Source organism: Micromonospora maritima, assembly GCF_902825405.1.
Lineage (GTDB): Bacteria > Actinomycetota > Actinomycetes > Mycobacteriales > Micromonosporaceae > Micromonospora > Micromonospora maritima.
Map to the genome: position 1 here is coordinate 19718 of NZ_CADEAU010000002.1, position 18952 is coordinate 38669.

At 70.8% G+C, this 18952-nt stretch carries 18 protein-coding genes; 16 read left to right on the forward strand and 2 right to left on the reverse strand.

Going from position 1 to position 18952, the window contains the following annotated elements:
- The first annotated feature begins 6 nt into the window (after window positions 1-6).
- Entirely contained in the window at window positions 7-1071 is a 1065-nt protein-coding gene (locus tag HUW36_RS00565; RefSeq protein ID WP_174526243.1) for an NAD-dependent epimerase/dehydratase family protein, read from the forward strand.
- A 25-nt stretch (window positions 1072-1096) separates the two neighbouring features.
- Here the strand turns inward: HUW36_RS00565 and HUW36_RS00570 are convergent, their stop codons facing one another.
- A complete protein-coding gene (locus HUW36_RS00570) occupies window positions 1097-2683 on the reverse strand; it encodes a B12-binding domain-containing radical SAM protein (protein ID WP_174526244.1) in 1587 nt (528 codons plus the stop codon).
- 186 nt (window positions 2684-2869) lie between these two features.
- Between HUW36_RS00570 and HUW36_RS00575 the strand changes: the two genes are divergently transcribed.
- The 15 genes from HUW36_RS00575 to HUW36_RS00645 all read left to right on the forward strand — a co-directional run bounded on the left by HUW36_RS00575 (window position 2870) and on the right by HUW36_RS00645 (window position 18136).
- The gene (locus HUW36_RS00575; protein WP_217428736.1) at window positions 2870-3331 is read left to right on the forward strand and encodes a rubrerythrin family protein; all 462 of its coding nucleotides are present in this window, start codon (window positions 2870-2872) and stop codon (window positions 3329-3331) included.
- 8 nt (window positions 3332-3339) lie between these two features.
- A complete protein-coding gene (locus tag HUW36_RS00580; RefSeq protein WP_174526245.1) occupies window positions 3340-5319 on the forward strand; it encodes a methyltransferase domain-containing protein in 1980 nt (659 codons plus the stop codon).
- Window positions 5320-5366: 47 nt separating this feature from the next.
- On the forward strand, window positions 5367-6656 hold the full coding sequence (locus tag HUW36_RS00585) for a sulfotransferase (RefSeq protein WP_217428737.1): 1290 nt from the start codon (window positions 5367-5369) through the stop codon (window positions 6654-6656).
- Window positions 6631-7590, forward strand: coding sequence for a dimethylarginine dimethylaminohydrolase family protein (locus tag HUW36_RS00590; RefSeq protein WP_217428738.1), 960 nt, complete (start codon window positions 6631-6633; stop codon window positions 7588-7590). The genes HUW36_RS00585 and HUW36_RS00590 overlap by 26 nt, the downstream gene beginning before the upstream one ends.
- A 17-nt stretch (window positions 7591-7607) precedes the next feature.
- The gene (locus HUW36_RS00595) at window positions 7608-9032 is read left to right on the forward strand and encodes a sulfatase-like hydrolase/transferase (protein WP_174526247.1); all 1425 of its coding nucleotides are present in this window, start codon (window positions 7608-7610) and stop codon (window positions 9030-9032) included.
- A gap of 29 nt (window positions 9033-9061) precedes the next feature.
- Window positions 9062-10252: a sulfatase gene (locus HUW36_RS00600; RefSeq protein WP_217428739.1), complete on the forward strand. Its 1191-nt coding sequence runs from the start codon at window positions 9062-9064 to the stop codon at window positions 10250-10252.
- Window positions 10252-12219, forward strand: a complete 1968-nt coding sequence (locus tag HUW36_RS00605; RefSeq protein ID WP_174526248.1) for a hypothetical protein — start codon at window positions 10252-10254, stop codon at window positions 12217-12219. The genes HUW36_RS00600 and HUW36_RS00605 overlap by 1 nt, the downstream gene beginning before the upstream one ends.
- On the forward strand, window positions 12206-13225 hold the full coding sequence (locus tag HUW36_RS00610; RefSeq protein ID WP_174526249.1) for an ABC transporter ATP-binding protein: 1020 nt from the start codon (window positions 12206-12208) through the stop codon (window positions 13223-13225). The genes HUW36_RS00605 and HUW36_RS00610 overlap by 14 nt, the downstream gene beginning before the upstream one ends.
- Window positions 13222-14016 (forward strand): ABC transporter permease, encoded by a 795-nt coding sequence (locus HUW36_RS00615; RefSeq protein WP_246247753.1) that lies wholly within the window; start codon window positions 13222-13224, stop codon window positions 14014-14016. Before HUW36_RS00610 ends, HUW36_RS00615 begins: the two co-directional genes overlap by 4 nt.
- A gap of 17 nt (window positions 14017-14033) precedes the next feature.
- Window positions 14034-14831, forward strand: a complete 798-nt coding sequence (locus HUW36_RS00620; RefSeq protein WP_174526250.1) for an ABC transporter permease — start codon at window positions 14034-14036, stop codon at window positions 14829-14831.
- Window positions 14828-15364 carry a hypothetical protein gene (locus tag HUW36_RS00625; protein ID WP_174526251.1) on the forward strand — a complete coding sequence of 179 codons (537 nt, stop codon included), beginning with the start codon at window positions 14828-14830 and terminating at the stop codon, window positions 15362-15364. Before HUW36_RS00620 ends, HUW36_RS00625 begins: the two co-directional genes overlap by 4 nt.
- Window positions 15348-16187: a hypothetical protein gene (locus HUW36_RS00630; RefSeq protein WP_174526252.1), complete on the forward strand. Its 840-nt coding sequence runs from the start codon at window positions 15348-15350 to the stop codon at window positions 16185-16187. The genes HUW36_RS00625 and HUW36_RS00630 overlap by 17 nt, the downstream gene beginning before the upstream one ends.
- Before the next feature lie 184 nt (window positions 16188-16371).
- The gene (locus HUW36_RS00635; protein WP_217428740.1) at window positions 16372-17145 is read left to right on the forward strand and encodes a GAF and ANTAR domain-containing protein; all 774 of its coding nucleotides are present in this window, start codon (window positions 16372-16374) and stop codon (window positions 17143-17145) included.
- A 74-nt stretch (window positions 17146-17219) separates the two neighbouring features.
- The gene (locus HUW36_RS00640; RefSeq protein ID WP_174526253.1) at window positions 17220-17579 is read left to right on the forward strand and encodes a LapA family protein; all 360 of its coding nucleotides are present in this window, start codon (window positions 17220-17222) and stop codon (window positions 17577-17579) included.
- Entirely contained in the window at window positions 17579-18136 is a 558-nt protein-coding gene (locus HUW36_RS00645; RefSeq protein ID WP_174526254.1) for a DUF5994 family protein, read from the forward strand. The genes HUW36_RS00640 and HUW36_RS00645 overlap by 1 nt, the downstream gene beginning before the upstream one ends.
- A 93-nt stretch (window positions 18137-18229) precedes the next feature.
- Here the strand turns inward: HUW36_RS00645 and HUW36_RS00650 are convergent, their stop codons facing one another.
- On the reverse strand, window positions 18230-18826 hold the full coding sequence (locus HUW36_RS00650) for a TetR/AcrR family transcriptional regulator (RefSeq protein WP_174526255.1): 597 nt from the start codon (window positions 18824-18826) through the stop codon (window positions 18230-18232).
- Between the last annotated feature and the right edge of the window lie 126 nt (window positions 18827-18952).

An 18952-nucleotide genomic window follows, 5' to 3' on the forward strand; every position in this document is an offset into this window, starting at 1 on the left:
AGCGTCATGCGCGTCCTCGTGCTCGGTGGCACCGTGTTCCTGGGCCGTCACATCGTCACGGCCCTGCTCCGGCGCGGCCACGAGGTGACCCTGTTCAACCGGGGCCGGGAGAACCCGGACCTGTTCCCGCAGGTGCGGCGGATCGTCGGCGACCGCGACGGCGGGCTCGACGGCCTGGTCGGGGAGACCTTCGACGCGGTCATCGACACCTGCGGCTACGTGCCGCGACTGGTGGGTGCGTCTGCGGCCCTGCTGTCGGACTCGGTGCCCTTCTACACCTACATCTCGACCATGTCGGTCTATCGGGACGTGAGTCGGCCCGGGGTGACCGAGGAGGCCCCGGTCTTCGACGAGGAGCCCGACACCGAGGCGCTCGGTTGGCCGGCACTCGGCCCGCAGAAGGCGGCGAGCGAGCGGGCCGTCCAGCACAGCTACGGCGCTGACCGGAGCCTCGTCGTGCGGTGCGGCCTCATCTTCGGCCCGTACGACGTGGCCAGCCGCTCGCGCAGCGACGCGCACGGGGTGAGCACGAACACCCTCGACTACGACAGCTTCTCCGGACGTATTCCGTACTGGCCGTTGCGGGTCGCCAGGGGGGACCGGTTCGCCGCCCCCGAGCCTCGGGACCAGCCACTGCAGTTGATCGACGCGCGCGACCTGAGTGAGTTCGTCGTCCGGCTGACCGAGGCCCGGCAGGCCGGGGTCTACACGGCGACGGGTCCGGCGGACGGCACCCTGACCATGAGCGGATTCATCGCCGCCTGTGCGGAGGCGGCCGGAACGCCGGTGGGCAACGCCGTCTGGATCCCGGAGCAGGTGCTCGTCGATTACGGCCTGCAGCCGTTGACCACCCTGCCGCTGTGGAAGCCGACCGCGCTGACGCCGGTCGCCGGCCTGTTCAGCCTCGACTGCTCCAAGGCGATCGCCGCCGGGCTGCGGACCCGGCCGGTCCGGGAGACGCTGCGCGACATCCTGGACTGGGCCCTGCCCGACCCGCACCTGGCGGTGGCATCGCGGACCCCCGTCATCTCGCCCGCTCTCGAGGCCGAACTCATCGCCGCGGCCGGCTGAGGTCCGACCGCCGTGGCGAGCCGCCTCAGACCGGCGCGCCGGCCCGGGCGCGCAGGGTGACGCCGAGGTCGGCGAGCTGGTGCAGGTAGCCGGCGGCGAGCTGCCGACCGCGGGCGCGGTCCGGCTCGTCGACGGGCAGCATGCCGATCCGCTCGATCAGTTTCTCGATCCGCAACCGCTGCCGGCGGGGCAGCTTCGGCGCGATCGGCACCTCGTACCGGCTCTGCCAGAGCACCAGCAGGGCTTCGTCGTTGCGTCGGCGAACCTCGTGCAGGGTCTCCCGGTGCAGGGCCTTCGCCTGCGCGAAGTCCATCCCGCAGTGGCTCCAGCCGCTGTCCGGGTCCTCGGGGTCCGCGACCTGAAGGTCGTACTTGTCGGCCTCCTGCCAGACCGGCATGGTCTCGTCCTGCATCGAGAAGATGCTGAGCATGAAGTAGCCGCGGTACTCGTTCGTCAGGAAGTCGTGGGTCTGGCGGTAGTCCTCCGGTGTCTCACCGGGGTAGCCGACCATGAACGAGCAGCGATGGCCGACCTCGCTGTCCTTGAGCAGCTCGAACGCCTGCCGGTTCTGCTTCGCGGTCACCCGCTTGTTCATCCGGCGCAGGCTCTCCTCGCTCATCGACTCGAACCCGATGGACAGCGAGCGGCAGTGGGACGCGGCGAACCGCTCCACGTCCTCGGCGCTGGTGACGGCGTTGGCCCGGCTGTATCCCTCCCACCCCACGCCGAGCGCCGGGAGCAGGTCGAACAGCTCGCGCATCCGCCGGGGCGGGACCGTGAACGTGGAGTCCATCGCCTTGATCATGGATGCGCCGTGTGCCTCGGCGTACCGCCCCCAGTCGTCGCGGATCTTCGTGGCCGACTTGTACCGCCAGCGCGGCGAGGCGTGCGGGAAGGAGCAGAAGCCGCAGCTGAAGGGGCAACCGCGCATCGACTCGTACGGCACGATGTCGTGCTTGCCCCGGAACTGTGGCGAGGGGTGGGTCTCGATGTCGATGTCCCGCAGCGGGGTCTGCCCCAGCCGGCCGGTGTCCGTGCGGTGCACCAGGTTCGGCACCGCGCTGAGGTCGCCGCGACCGGCGAGCGCGCGCATGAGCAGCGGCAGGGCCTCCTCCCCGTCACCACGGACGACGTAGTCGACCTCGGGATGGTCGCGCATCACCGGGACGAACTTCAGGTTGGTGAACTGCCCACCGAGCACCATGGTGGCGTCCGGCCAACGCTCCGCCAGATACCTCAGGGCCCGGCGCAGCGACCGGCGTTCGTAGATGAAGGTCGTCGAGAGCAGCACGACGTCGTAGTCGTCGGCGAGGGCCGGGGACCGGTCCGCCCAGATGTCGCCGGTGTCCAGGTGGTCGTAGTCGCCGGGGCATCCGTCCAGGATGGCCAGGAGCGCGAACGTGGTCAGGTGGGGGACGTCGGAGCACCGGGGCAGCAGCAACGGCCCCCGGCCGCCGTCGACGCTCAGCTCCAGGCGTTCGAGCGCGAACTCGGGAGAGACGTCCCGGAAGTAGCCCGCGACGTCGGCCTCGCCCGGGTCGAAAAGGCTGCCTTCGAGGTAATTGACATTCTTGATCATCGGGCCGAGCCCGGATACCAGTAGTCCGCGCATGTCCGTCCCCCGTTCGCGACGGAGCACACTTTAGCAAGTGCACACGTACTGGTCGAGGTAAATATGATCTTGAGATCCACTCTAGACTGCCCCTCGATCACTGGACTAGTGTCGGTCACGAGCTGCGGGGGCGGTCGATCGATTCGGTGCGACCTGTGCTCTGCAGCAGGAGGCGAGGAAACCTGCATGCCTGGCATGAGCTCGCAGCTTTTTGCAGATCTGCGCGCCGCTTTCGCGTCCGAGTCCATGACCGCCCAGCGATACGCATATTTCGCGGAAATTGCTGAGATCGAGGGTCATCTCGCCGTCGCACAGACTCTCCGGGAACTTGCCAGCACGACGGATTGCGTGGCGCACGGTCACCTCGATCTGCTCCGCTTCGAGGCCGACCCGTCCACCCGGCAACCGCTCGGCGACACCGAGCTCAACGTCGCGGCGGCACTGACCGGCGAGCTGCACGAATCCGCCGACCTCTACCCCAAGCTGAGCGAGCACGCGCACGACGAGGGTCTCGCCGACGTGGCGAGTTGGTTGGAGACCCTGACCGCCCTCAAGGGCGCCCACGTCACCAGGCTGCAGTCGACCCTCGCCGAGCTGCGCGCGCAGGAACTGACCGGCCGCCACACCGCGGCCGGCACGGGGGACTAGGGGAGCGAATGGGTGCCACGGAAATCGACCGGCCGGCGCCGGTCGCCCGCTACGACGCGTCGTCCATCACGATCCTCTCGGGCCTGGACGCGGTGCGCCGCACCCCGTCCATGTACGTCGGATCGACCGGGCCCGAGGGCCTGCACCACCTGGTGTCCGAGCTGATCGACAACGCGGTCGACGAGTCCGAGGCCGGCTACTGCCGCACTCTCTCGGTGGTGCTGCGTGGGGACGGATCCTGCGTCGTCACCGACGACGGGCGCGGCATCCCGGTCGACATCCATCCGGCGACCGGGCGGCCGGCCTGCGAGGTCCTGCTCACCACGCTGCACTCGGGGGGCAAGTTCGCCGGCGGCTCGTACGCCAACTCCGCCGGCCTGCACGGCGTGGGCCTGTCCTGCGTGAACGCGCTTGCCGAGTGGCTCGAACTCGACGTCTGGCGCGACGGTCGGCACCTGAGGCAGAGTTTCGCCCGTGGGCGCCAGGCCAGCGAGTTGACGGATCTGGGGCCGAGCGACAGGCGCGGCACGTCGATCGCCTTCAAGCCCGACCCGACGGTGCTGGACGCCGTCGAATTCTCCGCCGACGTGCTGGTGAACCGTCTGGAAGAGGTCGCCTTCCTGCACCCGGCCCTCACGGTCGAGATGCGCGACGAGCGCACCGGCCGGCACGTGACGCTCAACCACAGCGGAGGCGTCGCGGCGTTCCTGGCGCATCGGGGCGGTGCCGCCACGCCCGTGCACGAGCAGCCGATCGTGATCAGCGGGCAGTCCGGCTCGCTGGTCCTGGAGGCGGCCGTCCGGTGGACCGACGGCTACACCGAGGACGTCTGGAGCTTCGTCAACACGGTGCGTACCGAGCAGGGAGGCGCCCACATCGACGGTCTCCGGGCGGCCCTGGCCACCGTGATCAACCGACATGCCACCACCAACGGCCTGTTGGAAGGGCTGAACCGCGAGAAGATCACCACGACCGACGTCCTGGAAGGGCTCACCGCGGTCGTCGCGATCCGGATGGCGCACCCGAAGTTCGACGGCCAGACCAAGCGACGCCTGCAGAGCCCCGAGGTCGGCTCCTTCGTGCAGGAGGCCGTGCAGGACGGGCTGCAGGGTCAGTTCGACGCCGATCCGGAACTGGCGCAACGGATCGTCCAACGCGTGCTGGACGCCTCCCGCGCCCGGCTCGCCGCCCGCCTGGCGACCCGGACGGCTCGGGTGCGCCAGCGCAAGATCGAGATCGACTACTCGGTCTACCAGAAGCAGTTCGGCATCCGCTCGAAGAACTGGCACGACTCCTGTTCCTGGTTGGCCGACGACGGCCTGCTGGCACAGCACGCGGCGCTCTGCGACGTGCCGGAGAACGCCCGCATGCTGGACGTCTGCTGCGGCAGCGGTGTGGTGGGCGGCGCCTTCCGCGGCAAGGTCGGCGAGATGATCGGCCTGGACATCACGCCCGAGATGGTGAGCCTGGCCTCCACCCGGCTCGACAAGGTCTTTCAGGGCACGGTCTACGACCTGCCATTCGAGGACGCCAGTTTCGACCTCGTGGTCAACCGGGAGGTGCTGCACCTGCTGCCCAGGCCGGAAGTGCCGGTGGCGGAGATCTTCCGGGTGCTGCGGCCGGGCGGGCAGTTCATCGTCGGTCAGATCGTCCCGTACGCCGACGAAGACGCCTTCTGGATGTTCCGCATTTTCAAGAAGAAGCAGCCACTGCTCTTTCAGATGTTCCGCGAGGAGGACTTCCGGCGCCTTCTGCTCGGTGCGGGATTCACGCTCGACAAGATGGAGGAATATTTCCTCTGGGAATCGATCGACAAATGGATCGACACCCACGAGACCACTCCCGAGCATCGCCAGCAGATCTACCGACTGTTCTACGACGCCCCGCCCGAGGTGCGTGCCGTGCACCCGTTCGAGGTGGCGGCCGACGGGTCGGTGCGGGACCGGTGGCGCTGGTGCGTGTACTCCCTGCGAAAGCCGGCGCAGTAGTGGCCGGCGCGACGGCGTTGCCGCTCACCGCGCCCGGGCACGGGCGGTTGGCCGAGCTCCGTGAACTGCGGGGGCCCGCCGTCTCGGACTTCACCTCGCGGGTGCGCTGCCTGATCGTGATCGTCTCCAGCTCGCGTGGCGGCTCGAGCATGCTCACCGAGATGCTGCGCAGCTCCGACGGGCTGGTGCACCTGCGGGCCGAGTTCAATCCCTTCCTGCGGATCGCCGGGCTGGACTTCCCGGCGAGCGGCACCGGCTCGGACGCCCTCGGGCCCGAGCACGTCCAGTGGCTGGACCCGGCGGTGCGCCAGGTGTTGGACCGGGAGCTCGCGCTGGACGCGGGCATGCCGGCGACGAGGATCGCCGACACCACCGAGTTCGAGCTGGACGCGGCGTGGCGGTTCTTCATCCAGTGGCCCCACCTCGACCTGGGGCTGGCCGAGTGGACCACTGTCGCCCGGGCGGTGCTCGGCCGGCTGCGGGAACGCCACGGGTGGGCCCCGGACGAGTTGCCGGACGTGGACGGCTTCCAGGCCGAGCTGATCGACGAGCTGCGGGCCCGGTCGTTTCCGGTCAACCCGCGCTTCTACGATCTGCCGGAACGGCTGTTCTCGCACGCCACCTGCCCCGACGGCCCGCCCGGGCCGTTCGTCATCGAGGAACCGCCGTTCGTGCTGCCCCGGCCGTGGCGCCGGGCCACCGCCGCCGACCTGGCCGCGAATCCTCTGGTCATCAAGGCGCCCAGCAACGCGTACCGGATGAACTTCCTGCGCGCCCTGTTCCCCAACGCCCGGCTCCGGGTGCTCCACCTGACCCGCAACCCGGCCGCCTCGGTGAACGGCCTCTACGACGGTTGGCAGCACCCCGGCTTCCATGCGCACCGACTCGCCGACCCGCTGCGGATCAAGGACTACGCGTCGCACAGCGAAGAGGAACGCCACTGGTGGAAGTTCGACCTCCCGCCGGGCTGGGAGGCGCTGGCGGACCGTCCGCTGACCGACGTCTGTGCCTTCCAGTGGCGCTCCTGCCACGAGGCGATCCTCTCCGACGTCGCGAACGGTTCCGCGGACTACCTGCGGGTGCGGTTCGAGGACGTGATCCGGGGAGCCGACAGCCGGGTCCAGACGGTCCGGCGGATCGCCGACTGGCTCGGTGTGCCGTTCGACGGTGGGTTCTCCCGCACCGTGCACGACGGGATCGGACCGGTCGTGGCGACCGCACCGCCGTCGCCGCACCGGTGGCGGCGACGCGCCCGGCTGATTCATTCGTCACTCGACCAGCGGGTGCTGGCGACGGCCGAGGAACTGGGCTATGGATCTGAAGCCGACTGGATCTGAGCGGAGTTCGCTCGGCGGTGCGGGCTGGGAGCCACGGCTGGCCGAGCACGCCGACGAGGTGTCCGGCGGCCTGGTCTGGGCCCGGTGCGGCCTCCGGTCCGAGGTCGCCCCGCTGGAGGCCGTGCTCGTCGCGCGCCCTCCCGACAGCCTCGGCGCCGTGGCCGACGCGGCCACGCAGCTGATGCGCGCTCCGGTCGACCTGGACGCCATCCGTAGGCAGGCGGACGGGATAGCCGCGGCCTTCGACCGGCACGGCGTCGACGTGCTGGTGGCGGAGCCGCCTCCGACGGCGCCGCCCAACGTGATCTTCATGCGTGACCTCTTCTTCATGACGCCGGCCGGGGCGGTGGTCGGCCGGACGGCCGCGCGGCAACGGGCCGGAGAGGAGCGGTACGCCGCGGAGGCGCTCTCCGCCGCCGGCGTGCCGATCCTGGCCACGGTCACCGGACAGGCCCATTTCGAGGGCGCCGACGCGCTCTGGATAGCCGACGACACCGTCCTGCTCGGCCTGGGTTTCCGGACCGACGACGGCGGCGCCCGGGTGGTCGGCCGGGTGCTGGGCGAGCAGGGCGTTCGAACGGTGTCGGCCCCGCTCGGACGGGGCGCGCAGCACCTGCTCGGGGTGGTCGTGCCGCTCGACGACCGGCTGGCGGCGGTGCGGTCCGCCGCAGCCGGCCCGGAACTGCGGGCCCTGCTCGACCGGTACGGCTACCGGCTGATCGAGCTGACCGACGACGCCGACATGCTCGACGCCCGCGGCATGAACCTCGTGACGCTGGCGCCCGGCCACGTGTTGATGCCGAGCGGCGCCCCGGGGATCCGGGCCCGACTGGTCGCGGCCGGCGTGCGGGTCGACGAGGTCGATGTGGGCGAATATCTGAACGCGGACGGCGGGCTGGGTTGCCTGACCGGGATCGTGCGACGTCGATGCTAGGCGAACCAGGGGGCACCATGGCACACGCGGGCGAGTACGACCACGTCGTCTTCGTATCCATCGACACCATGCGCAGCGACGTGATGGGCGCCAACCCGATGCCGCTGTGGCCGCTGCGGTATCCCGGCCTGCGCGCCCCGCGTACCCCGGTCCTCGACGACCTGGCCGGACAGGGCGCCTACTTCCCGAACATGATCACGGCGGCGCCCTACACGGCCGCCGCGCACGGGTCGATCCTCACCGGGCAGTTCCCGATCCGGCACGGGCTGCACGAGTTCTACAACGGCCGCCTGCGCAGCCCCACGGTGTTCACCTACGGTCGCCGGGTCGGGCGCCGCACGGTGATGAACGTGGACTTCCCCATCATCCTCGGCCCGCAGCTCGGCTACACCCAGGACATCGACACCTACCTGACCGAGCGCGACGACGACTTCGTGGACGCGGTGGTCTCCGCCGAGTCCACGGTGGCGCTGGCCCACTTCGGCGGGGTGCACCTGCCGTACGGCTTCCACAACCTGCGGTTCGGCGGTGACGCCTACCGGCGCAAGGTGGCCGAGCTGGAGGAGATGCTGCCGGCGGACGTGCCGCCGCTCACGGATCAGCTGGTGGAGAGCTTCCGGGACGCGGAGGACACCGACCTGCTGCTGCGCTACAAGCGGGCGGTCAACCACTTCTACGCCGAGGGCTCCTACGATCTGCTGTTCCAGCTCTACCTGGACGGGGTGGAGCACTTCCTGGCCAGCCGGTTCGAGCCGTTCCTGGAGAAGCTGACCGAGCGGGTGGCGCGTACCGGCAAGCGCATGCTGCTGGTGCTCTTCGCCGACCATGGGCACGAGTTCGACGCCCACTCGTACGGCCACTTCAACTCCATGAACGAGGGGGTCCTGCGGGTCCCCCTGATGGTCGTGGGTCCGGACGTCGCCCCCGGCACCTTCGTCAACCGGATCCGCACCGTGGACATCGCGCCCACGGTGATGGAGCTGGCCGGGATCCCGGTCCCGAGCACCGGCGTCTTCGACGGAGCGTCCCTGGCCGCGACCGTCCGGGGCAAGGAGCCGGCGCCCGAGGACCGGCCGGCCCTGGCCGAGGCGTACACGTCGGACACCCGCGAGTTCGTCGCCTACCAGCAGCGGCAGCTGCGCGGCGAGCCCCCCGGCCCGCTCAAGCACGTCCTGGTCGGTCAGGCCGCCTATCTGGACCAGCGGAAGCTGACCCGGGTCACGCGCCGCTACCAGCCGGGCTTCGCCGGGATCGACGAGGTGGACATCAGTCGGGTGGAACGGTTCGACGACCGGCGGGTGCCGCACGAGGACCCGGCAGCCGACCCGACCGACCTGCGCCAGCTGCTGGAGGACTACCGGGCGGCGTTGCAGCCACCGGTTCCGGTCTCCGCCGACGACACGGTTCGGCAGCAGCTGCGGGCCCTCGGCTACACGGTTTGACGCCCCCTCGACGAGCCAAGGAGCGCCTGATGCAGCAGCCCAACATCATTTTCATCTCCCTCGACACGGTCCGGGCCGACGTCGCCTACTCCGGCAAGATGCCGGGAATCGAGCGGCTGCGTCGACAGGGCACGACGTTCCTGCAGGCGGTCTCGTCGTGTCCGTTGACGCCGGTCAGCCACGCCACCGTCTTCACCGGACTCCAGCCGCCCAACCACGGCATCCGACACCTGTTCCGGGAGCAGTTGCGGGCCGACGTGCCGACCCTGGCGGCACTGCTGAAGTCCGCCGGCTACGCCACCGGCGCCGTCGTGTCGTGCCCCGGTCTGAACACGTGGTACGGCATCAACCGCGGCTTCGACTTCTACGACGACGAGATCCCCAAGCTGCCGGACGGGCGCGACCCGCTGTCGGTCGGCGACGTCAAGCTGCGCGGTCTGGCCCTCAAGCGGGCCCCGCTGGTGGTCGACCGGGCGACCGAGTGGTTGTCCCGCCAGGAGTCCCCGTTCTTCCTCTTCGCGCACTTCTTCGACGCGCACTGGCCGTACGAGCCGCCGGAGGACGTGAACCCGGACGTCGCCAACCCGTACGAGGGCGAGGTCGCCTACTCCGACCACTACCTTCAGCTCCTGCTGTCCCGGATCGAGCAGATGGGCCACGACCTGTCCTCCACCATCGTGGTCTGCTTCTCCGACCACGGCGAGGATCTCGGCGGCTGGTACCCCAACGACCACGCGGGCGACCGTGGCCACCCCGAGGAGGAGGGCCATGGCTGTCTGCTCTTCGACGCCACCCAGCACGTCCCGCTGATCATTGCCGCGCCGGGCGTGACCGGTGGCGGCGAGGTGCACAGCCAGGTCCGGCTCGTCGACATCATGCCGACCGTCCTGGAGATGCTGGGCCTGTCCGCACCGCCCTCCGACGGCAGCTCGCTCGTGGAGTTCTTCAAGGGCGACACCGGAGTGTCCCGCCCGGCCTACTCGGAGACCTTCTTCCCGGAGGAGAAGCGGGCGGCCAGCGGGTACTCCCACCTGCAGCCCCTCGGCTCGGTCCGCCTGGACGAGCCCGGCCGGCAGCGGCAGAAGATCATCTGGGCGCAGGGTGGCTCGGACGTCGAGGTGTTCGACCTGGTGGCCGACCCCGAGGAGATGAACGGCCTGTCGATGACCGGCGCGCCGACGGTCACGGCGACGCCCATCAGCCCAGCGGACGGAGCTTGATGCGGACCGCGCAGGCGCAGGGCGTCCGGTTCGTCACCGAGCAGGAATGGTTCACGGCCGCCGAAGGGTGGCAGCCCTCCGACCCGTTCCCGCTGGTCGAGGGGCCGGCCCTACGACGGTACGAGGAACTGCTGGCTCCCGCGCCGCTGCCGCCGGTGCAGAGGCTGGCCTGGCCCGGTGTCGTGGTGTCGTGCGGCTCGCGGCGGTCGGAGGTCGTCGGCGGGCTGTTGGCCGAGGCCACCGGCCGGGATCGACTGCACGTGGCCCCGGAGGAGATGCCGGCGGCGCTCGCGCGGCTGGGTGACTCGTACGTCGCGCTCGTCGGTCTGCTCACCGACCTCGACGCGATCGGCGACTGGCCCGCCTCGTGGCACGCCCGCGTCGGGGTGGTCACCGCCCGCGACCTCCCCGCCCTGGTGGCGCTCGTCTATCGCACCCTGACCGTGGCGGCCGCGGCGGGGCCCGGCGTCGGCAGGCTCGTCCATCCGGTCATGCCGGGGGCGAGCCGCGCGGACGTGACGAGCATCGACGAGATCGACGCCCTGACCACCCGCGGCCACGGGTTGCTGGTGCTCAACAGTCACGGCCGGGAGTGCTGCGTACACCTGCCCGACGGTGTGGTGTGCGGCCGCTCGGACGCGCCGTCGGACGCCGCGCCGCCCGACGGTGCCGCGCCGCCCGGGGTACGTACGCCGTCCTGCCTCCGCGGGGGCGGGTGTTTCCGGCCCGAGTTGAGCCCTTCGCAGCGGGTGCCGGCCAGCTCCCTGCGGGGCACCGTCGTCCTCGCGCACGCCTGCGACGCGATCGCCTTCGGGGTCAACGCGCTGCCGCACCGGGTCAGCGTGACGCTGGGGCTGCTGGAGGGGAACGCGGTCGCGGTGCTCGGCGCGGTCGGTCGCCACGAGCCCGACCCGGGTACGTCGGAGCGGATGCTGTCGGGGATCGCCCGTGGTCTGCGCCCCGGTGACGTGCTGCGCGAGCTGAACGCGATGGCCGCCGGCGGCACCGGAGAGCTGACCCGCTTCGGGCTGCTCGGCGACCCGTCGCTCGCGCTGCCCGCGACCCTGGTCGCGGCCGCCGCCCAGGACCTCACCGCCACCGCCCCCGCCACCAGCGGCGGGGGCGGGGGCCAACCCGACGGGTCGGCGGCCGCGGCGGACCTCCTGACCCTGGGCGAGCACGTGATTCCGGCGATCGAGTCGCTGCCCTGGTTCGACGTGCCGATTCCGGAGCCGGCGCTGGCCGCGCTCGCCCACCGGGTACGTCACCTGTGGGCCGGGCTGCAGGGCGGAGTGCCCTCCACCTCCCTGGCCACCGCGGTCGCCGCGTGTCACGAGGAGCTGGCGAGCCTGCAGGCCCGGATCGTCGACGACTTCCTGGACACCGTGCACACCACCTGGTGGCAGTTCGGCGAATCGGCGGTCGCCGGCCTGCGGCAGACCGCCGCGCTTCCCGCGCCCTGCCCACACTGCGGACGTCGGTCCGCCGAGGAACTCCAGTTCCGGCACGGGCTGCGGGCTTCGGCGACCCTGGGGGTGCACTTCTGCCTGCGGTGCGGGCCGACCCGGTGGCGCACCGGTGAGGTGCCGGGGCTCCACCAGGCGACCCGCGCCGACCTTCTCGCCCACGACGGCAGGGCCATGGCTCTGCCGCTGACGCTGCGCAACGACCGCCCCCAGCCGGTCTCGGTGGCTGTGGGTTTCGCCTTCGCGAACGGCTCGTACCACCGGCTGCCGGCCCCGCAGTCCTGGACGGTGCGGCTCGGACCGGGCGAGACGCGGGTGGTGACGGCGGACGGCCGGATGGGCACCCCCCGCGCGTACGACATGTTCGAGGGGGTCTTCGTCACCTGCGTCGACGGGCTCGTGACGGTGCTGCCGACCTGGGTCACGGTCGCCGTCGAGCCGAGTGGCACCCCCATCAGCCAGGCCACGGAAAACAGTCAGGACAGTCATGTACGCGATTGAGGCAGACAACCTGCACCGCACGTACCGGACCAGCTCCGGTTGGATCCGCCGAACCCGCAGGACCATCACCGCCGTCGACGGCGTCAGCTTCCAGGTGCCCCCCGGGGAGCTGTTCGGCCTGCTCGGGCCCAACGGCGCCGGCAAGACCACGACCATCAAGATCCTGAACACCTTGCTGCTGCCGACCGGCGGCACGGCCCGCATCCACGGCCTGGACGTCACCCGGCACACCGCGGAGGTGCGTCGCCGCATCGGTTACGTGTTCGGCGGCGACCGCGGACTCTACGACCGCCTGTCGGCGCTGGACAACCTGCGCTACTTCGCCGAACTCTACGAGGTCGACCCGCGCGTCCAACGCCGTCGCATCGAGGAGCTGCTGGAACTGGTCGGCCTGACCGGACGCCAGAAGGAGCGGGTCGAGGGCTACTCGCGTGGCATGAAGCAGCGCCTGCACATCGCGCGCGGCCTGCTGCACGATCCTGACGTGATCTTCCTCGACGAGCCGACCCTCGGTGTCGACCCGGTCGCCGCCCGCGACCTGCGCGCGATGATCGCAGAGTTGGTCCGCAGCGGCCGGACGGTGTTGCTGACCACCCACTACATGTTCGAGGCCGAGGAGTTGTGCGACCGGATCGGCGTGATCACGTCGGGCCGGATGCGGGCCCTCGGCACCCCGGGGGAGCTCAAACGCCACGCCCAGGACCGGGTGGTGGTGGAGGCCGAGGTCTACGGCGTCGACGAGGAACAGTTGGACGCCCTGCGCGCCGAGCGAGGTGTCCGTGGGGTCACCGTGGACCAGCGCGGCATGCTGCAGGTGATCGTCGTCCAGTGCGACATCGACGGTGACGCCGAGCCCGAGCGTTTCCGTTCGTTCGTGCGACAGTCCCTCGCGCACCTGAAGCTGGGACGGGTGGAGGTGCGCGAGCCGACCCTGGAGGACGCCTACGTGGGCATCGTGACCGGCCAGGAGGCCGCCGCCCCCGAGACGACGGCGGTCCTGTCGTGAACGCTCGGCGCTCGTTGCCACGTCGTCTGCCCCGGCTGCTCGCGGTCGGCCTGCGTACGCACATCGTCTACCTGTCGCGTTCTCCGCTGGAGATCCTTGTCGCACTGATCGAGCCGCTGATCTTCGCGACCATCGCGGTCTACCTGTTCCGCGCCGGCGACCGCCCCGGTGAACTGCTGTCGGCGGCGGTCGGCGCCGGGCTGATGGGTATCTGGGCCTCCGTGCTCTTCGGCTCGGGGGCCGCGATCCAGAACCAGCGCTGGATGGGGGTGCTGGAGCCGCTGGCCGCCGCCCCCGTCCCCCTCGTGCTGGTCTTCCTGCCGATCACCCTCGCGTCGGCCGCGGTCGGCGCGTACGCGCTGCTGGCCACCCTGATCTGGGGGGTGCTGCTGTTCGGCGTGCCGCTGGACTTCGCCGACCCGCTGGCCTTCGTGGCCGCGGTCCCGGCGACGGTCCTGTCGCTCGGGATGGTCGGCCTGCTGCTGGCGGCGTCGTTCGTCCTGCTGCCCAACGCGAACGCCCTGGCCAACTCGCTGAGCTACCCGGTGTGGATGATGTCCGGCATGCTCGTCCCGGTCGACGTGCTGCCCGCCTGGTCGGCGCCCCTCTCGGCGGCGCTGCCGTCGAAGTGGGGAGCGGACGCGCTGCGGGCCGCGGTCACCGGCGGCGACGCGTGGCCACCGATCCTGATCTGCCTCGCCGTCGGGCTCTGTTACCTGGTCCTGGGTGCGCTGATGATGACCTGGGTGGAACGCCGGGCGCGGGACACCGCGACCCTGGCGCTGGCCTGAGCGGGGGAGGAGTCGACATGAACGGTTTCGCAAGCACCGCCCGGCTGGTGGTCGTCGGCGGCATGACCTCGTACCGGGCGCTGTTCAACTGGACGACCCCGTCGATGTACATCGGCACCCTCTTCGCGAGCCCGCTGTTCCAACTGCTCTTCTTCGTCTACGTGGGGCGCGGCCTGGGTGTGGCCGGTGACGAGTTCCTCATCGTCGGCAACGCGGTGCTGTCGTGCAGCGTCGCGGGCATCTTCGGCGGCACGATGGCGATCGCGAACGAACGCCGTTACGGCACGCTGGGCACGGTGCTGCTGAGCCCGCGCAGCCGCGCCGCGATCTTCCTCGGCCGGGGACTGCCGTACGTGCTGAACGGCGCCCTGGTCTCCGTGACGATGCTGGGCGCGGCGGCTCTGCTGCTGGGCTGGCGCACGCCCGTCGACCGGCTGCCGGCGCTCGTCCTGACCACGCTGGTGGGGGCGATCGCGTGCACCGCGTTCGGCCTGACCCTGGGGTCGGTCGGGCTGCGGCTGCGCGACATCTGGCTGGTCACCAACATCACCTCGGCGCTCATGCTGCTGCTCACCGGTGTCATCGTCCCGTCCGGCGAGCTGCCCGCCCTGCTGCGGGGGATCGGTTCGGTGCTGCCGTTGACCCACTCGGTCGCCGCAGCCCGGCACATCACCGACGGCGACGGCTTCGGCGCGGCCGGTCCCGACCTGCTGATCGAGGTCGGCATCGCGGTGGCGTACACCCTGATCGCCGTCGTCCTGCTCCGCGTCTTCGAGACGGAGGCCCGCCGGCGGGCCGTTCTGGACGCGATGTGAGCGGCTCCGCACCGGGTCGTCGCGGTTGGCGCTCCCTGAGTGAGGCGCTTCTCGTCACCGCGGGCGCCGGTTACCTGGGCGCCCAGCTCTGGCACACCTGGAAGGACCGGAACCGCTGGCCGTTGTGCTCCTACAACATGTTCAACCGGACCCTGCCCAGCCGGTTCCCGCAGCCGCGGGTGACGCTGCACGACCCGGCGGGATCGCAGGAGCTGCTGCCCGTGTACGGCCTCCTTCCGCTGGAGTTCTTCCGGGTCGTGTCGATCATGGCCGAGGTGTTCCTGGTCAACGGGGACGAGGAGATCAAGCGCCGGTTCGCCGAACGGGTCCTCCGCCGGCTCAACACCCGCCCGTGGCCGGCGTTCGACGAGGTCCACGCCAGCCATCGGCCGCTCGGCCCGGCGGGGTTCCACGGCCTCGACCTGTATGCCGTGACCCTCGACCTGGACGACTACGACCCGCGTACGGACCGGCCGTTGCACCAGCCCGAACTGCTGTTCTCATACCGGAGGCCAGATGTTCCGCAGGCTTGACCAGTTCCTCTTCCACCAGCCGGATCCGCGGCGGCAGGCGGCCGCGATCCGGATGAACCTGGTGGCGGTGATCAGCCTGACCGTGGCGAAGCTCCCGCCCGGCGACTTCTTCGAGGAGCATCGCGACACGGTCGCCGCGCTGGCCGGTGACGAGCAGCGGCGGATGCTGACCGCGAAGGAGTACGAGACGCTCCGGGCGACCACGGTCGCCTCCCTGGCGGCCTGGGGCGCGACCGGCCGCCGGGCCGCCGGCTTGACCGCTGCCGCCCAGTTCGCCCGGCTCAGCCAGCACGTGACGACGTTGCACCCCAAGCTGTGGAGCTACAACTCCCACCTCAACGTGTTCCTCGCGGTCCTGGGCGCGCTGGACACGTCGAGCGACCTTGCCCTCGGCCGACGCGCGGGCCGGCCCTCCGACCCCCGGCTGCAGTCGTTGGCCATCGCGTTCATGCAGCTCTACGTCGGCATGCTCTACTTCCAGTCGGCGGTGTCCAAGCTGAAGTACGGCGGTGTGTCCTGGCTGAGTACGGGTCGCACGCTGCGCGCGGCGACGGCGCTGACCGGCACCGGGCTGGGACACCGGTTGTACGAACGCAAGGAGCTGTTCCGGTACATCAGCATCGCGACGGTGGCACTGGAGGTGCTGTTCCTGCCGCTGCTGCTGGTCGGCAAGCCGGACCGTCGCCTGGTGGCGCTGGCCGCCGCCGGGTTCCACATCGGCGCCGCCGCGACCACCAAGATCCCCTTCTGGCACCTCTGGACGCTGTACCCGACGTTGTTCTGGCTGCCCGAGCGCCGGGAGCGAGGGCGTCGGGCGGCCTGAGCGCCGTCGGCGGTCCAGGCCAGCTCGCTACATCCCCCCGACACGGCAGGCCAGGGTTCGTGACGTCCCGGCGAGCGCCGCGACGAAGAGCTGTCCCGGGCCGTGCGAGTACAGCTTCCACCCGACCAGGCGTACGGTGAGCTGACGCCCGCGTACCGGCCGTGCGGGACCGAAGGATCCAAGGGTGGGCGATGTGGCCGAGATCCGGTTGTCCGACGTGTTCGTGGAGATGGCGGACACTCTCGTCGACGACTTCGACGTGATCGAGTTTCTGCACGTGCTCGCCGAACGATGCGTTCAGCTGCTGGGAGTTTCGACGGCCGGGCTGCTGGTGACCGACCAGCGGGACAACCTTCAGGTGATGGCGGCGTCCTCCGAGCGCACCCGCCTCCTGGAGCTGCTTCAGCTGCAGACCGACGAGGGCCCGTGCGTGGACTGCTTCCGCACCGGCCGACCCGTGTCGGTCGTCGATCTGCGGACCGCCGCCCACCGATGGCCGCGCTTCACGGCAGCCGCCGCCGAAGCCGGTCTCGTCGCCGTGCACGCCCTGCCCATGCGCCTGCGTTCCACGGTCATCGGTGCGCTCAATCTCTTCGACGTCCGCCCGGGCGCGCTCGACGAAGGCAAGGCTCGGATCGGGCAGGCACTGGCGGACGTGGCCACCATCGGGCTGCTCCAGCAACGCGCCATCCGCCACGGCGACACCCTCACCGAGCAACTCCAGGCCGCACTCCACAGCCGGGTTCTGATCGAGCAGGCCAAGGGTGTCCTCGCCGAACGCCACCAGACGGACGTCGATGAGGCCTTCACGCTGCTCCGCAACGGGGCCCGTCGTCGTAACCGGCGGCTGTCCGATCTGGCACGGGCGATCGTCGACGGCTCCGAGAAGCTCGAGCCGGAACCGGTGACGACGTCACCTCATGCCGGCGGCCTGGTCGAGGCGCCTCATCGAGCGTAGGGTGGGGGTGTTGCCCTGGACCCCGGCGACCCCGGTTCGCGTACGTCGCGCACCACCGTCGAAATGAGGTCCCGATGGCCAGGTCAACTTCTTCCGCCCGTACCGTCGATGCGCAGTCCGGCCCCGACGTCGACGGCCGGGCCCGCCCGGAACCGGGTGGCCGCACCGGACGTCCGCTGGCGGCGGTTGCGGGGTACGCCGTGCTGCTGCTCCTGCTTCTGATCTTCATCCTCATGAACGGGCAGCGCGCGGAGGTGCACTTCTTCGGTGCGCAGGGTCGCCTGCCGATGGGAGTCGCGCTGCTGCTCGCCGTGGTGTTCGGTGTGCTGCTGGTGACCACGTACGCAGCTGTACGAAGGATCGTCCGACCGCGCCGCTCCCACCGCCTCGGGAGCACCGAACCGGGCGCGGGCACACCGGAAGGACGGCACTGATGCTCCGCTCCGCCGAGGAGCGGATGACGTGGATCTGTACCGGTGAGCCCCCGACGGCACGCCTGCGGCTGGCCGACGCGCCGGCCCGCCGGACGACTGTCGACGGAGACTGGTGGCCGACCTCACGCGATCCGGTCGTCGAACTGTCCAGCCTGGTCAAGGCGCTGACCGCCCGGCGGTACGGCCAGGTCGAGCGGATCATGCTCCAGCCGGCGGCCTGGGACAGCCACCCGACCCGGATCGGCGTCGACGGTGCCGTGGTGCGAGTGGGTTGGTTCGCGACCCTCAGCGCTGAGCTGGTGATCGCCACGGGTCCGCGTGATCTGCGGGTAGACCTGTCCGTGACCGCACCGGGAACCACGCGCGCCGTGGTCCCGGCGGCCGTGCCCCAGGCTGCCCGCCCGGGCGGTGCCCAGGCCGCGGACGGCCTGCTCGTCGCCGCCCGGCCCGCGAAGCGTCGCCGGTCCGGTGACGATGCGGCCGTCTGGGAGGCCGAAGGCGGGCATGGGCTGCTCGACAACCGGCGCGTCGATCCGGCCGACGCGCCGTCCCCGTGAGGGTCGCCCCGCTCGGGCCGGACGCCTGGCGGACTCCTGCCCACCACTACGGTCCGTGGGAACAGGTGACCGGACCGCGGCGCGAGACGCACGCTACGTGGCGGGTCGTCGCAAGGCGTCCATGACGAGGTCGAGCAGGTGGCTGCTGCGGGTCTCGAAGTTCTCGTCCGGGCTGATGCGCCAGAGGAAGCCGACCAGCAGCAGGAGGTCGTCGGCGGTCACGTCTTCGCGGACCTCGCCGGCCTGCTGACAGGCGTGCAGCAACGTGCCCATGGCGTCGACGACCGGGTCGTACCCCTCGGTGGCGAGCTGTTCTCGGGTGGAGCTGTTCAGGGCGCCGGCCAGGCCGTGCTTGATCCTGCCGTAGCTGCCCAGTTCGTCCAGCCATCGCCGTAGCGCCGCGAGCGGAGGGTGTCGGGCGGCCAGCCGGGGTGCGGCGTCGATGAGGCCCTGGACGTCGCGACGGTGTACTGCCAGGACGAGCGCCTCGCGGTGGGGAAAGTTGCGGTACAGGGTGCCCTGACCGATGCCGGCGAGCTTGGCTATCGACTGCATCGAGGCGTCGGGGTCCTGCTCCAGGGCGGTGCGCGCGGTGTCGAGGATTCGGGTCCGGTTGCGCTCGGCATCGGTCCGCCGTCTCGGTCCCCGCTGCGCGCCGGTCTTCGACTGGTCGTCGGTGCCGCGATCCATGTCACTCCTGTTCGCTGGCGAAGTGGACATGTGTCCGCTAACGTGAGAGGCCATGCGGACACCTGTCCGCTTCGGTTTCCATCCTAGCCACAGGCCGTCGCCCCAGGAGTGATGGGGCTGCGGAAG

What these genes read in the sequence shown, in the direction of transcription:
- HUW36_RS00565 (WP_174526243.1), top strand. Translation starts at nt 7, where the DNA reads ATGCGCGTCCTCGTGCTCGGTGGCACCGTGTTCCTGGGCCGTCACATC.
- HUW36_RS00570 (WP_174526244.1), bottom strand. Translation starts at nt 2,683, where the DNA reads ATGCGCGGACTACTGGTATCCGGGCTCGGCCCGATGATCAAGAATGTC.
- HUW36_RS00575 (WP_217428736.1), top strand. Translation starts at nt 2,870, where the DNA reads ATGCCTGGCATGAGCTCGCAGCTTTTTGCAGATCTGCGCGCCGCTTTC.
- HUW36_RS00580 (WP_174526245.1), top strand. Translation starts at nt 3,340, where the DNA reads ATGGGTGCCACGGAAATCGACCGGCCGGCGCCGGTCGCCCGCTACGAC.
- HUW36_RS00590 (WP_217428738.1), top strand. Translation starts at nt 6,631, where the DNA reads ATGGATCTGAAGCCGACTGGATCTGAGCGGAGTTCGCTCGGCGGTGCG.
- HUW36_RS00595 (WP_174526247.1), top strand. Translation starts at nt 7,608, where the DNA reads ATGGCACACGCGGGCGAGTACGACCACGTCGTCTTCGTATCCATCGAC.
- HUW36_RS00600 (WP_217428739.1), top strand. Translation starts at nt 9,062, where the DNA reads ATGCAGCAGCCCAACATCATTTTCATCTCCCTCGACACGGTCCGGGCC.
- HUW36_RS00605 (WP_174526248.1), top strand. Translation starts at nt 10,252, where the DNA reads ATGCGGACCGCGCAGGCGCAGGGCGTCCGGTTCGTCACCGAGCAGGAA.
- HUW36_RS00610 (WP_174526249.1), top strand. Translation starts at nt 12,206, where the DNA reads ATGTACGCGATTGAGGCAGACAACCTGCACCGCACGTACCGGACCAGC.
- HUW36_RS00620 (WP_174526250.1), top strand. Translation starts at nt 14,034, where the DNA reads ATGAACGGTTTCGCAAGCACCGCCCGGCTGGTGGTCGTCGGCGGCATG.
- HUW36_RS00630 (WP_174526252.1), top strand. Translation starts at nt 15,348, where the DNA reads ATGTTCCGCAGGCTTGACCAGTTCCTCTTCCACCAGCCGGATCCGCGG.
- HUW36_RS00640 (WP_174526253.1), top strand. Translation starts at nt 17,220, where the DNA reads ATGGCCAGGTCAACTTCTTCCGCCCGTACCGTCGATGCGCAGTCCGGC.
- HUW36_RS00645 (WP_174526254.1), top strand. Translation starts at nt 17,579, where the DNA reads ATGCTCCGCTCCGCCGAGGAGCGGATGACGTGGATCTGTACCGGTGAG.
- HUW36_RS00650 (WP_174526255.1), bottom strand. Translation starts at nt 18,826, where the DNA reads ATGGATCGCGGCACCGACGACCAGTCGAAGACCGGCGCGCAGCGGGGA.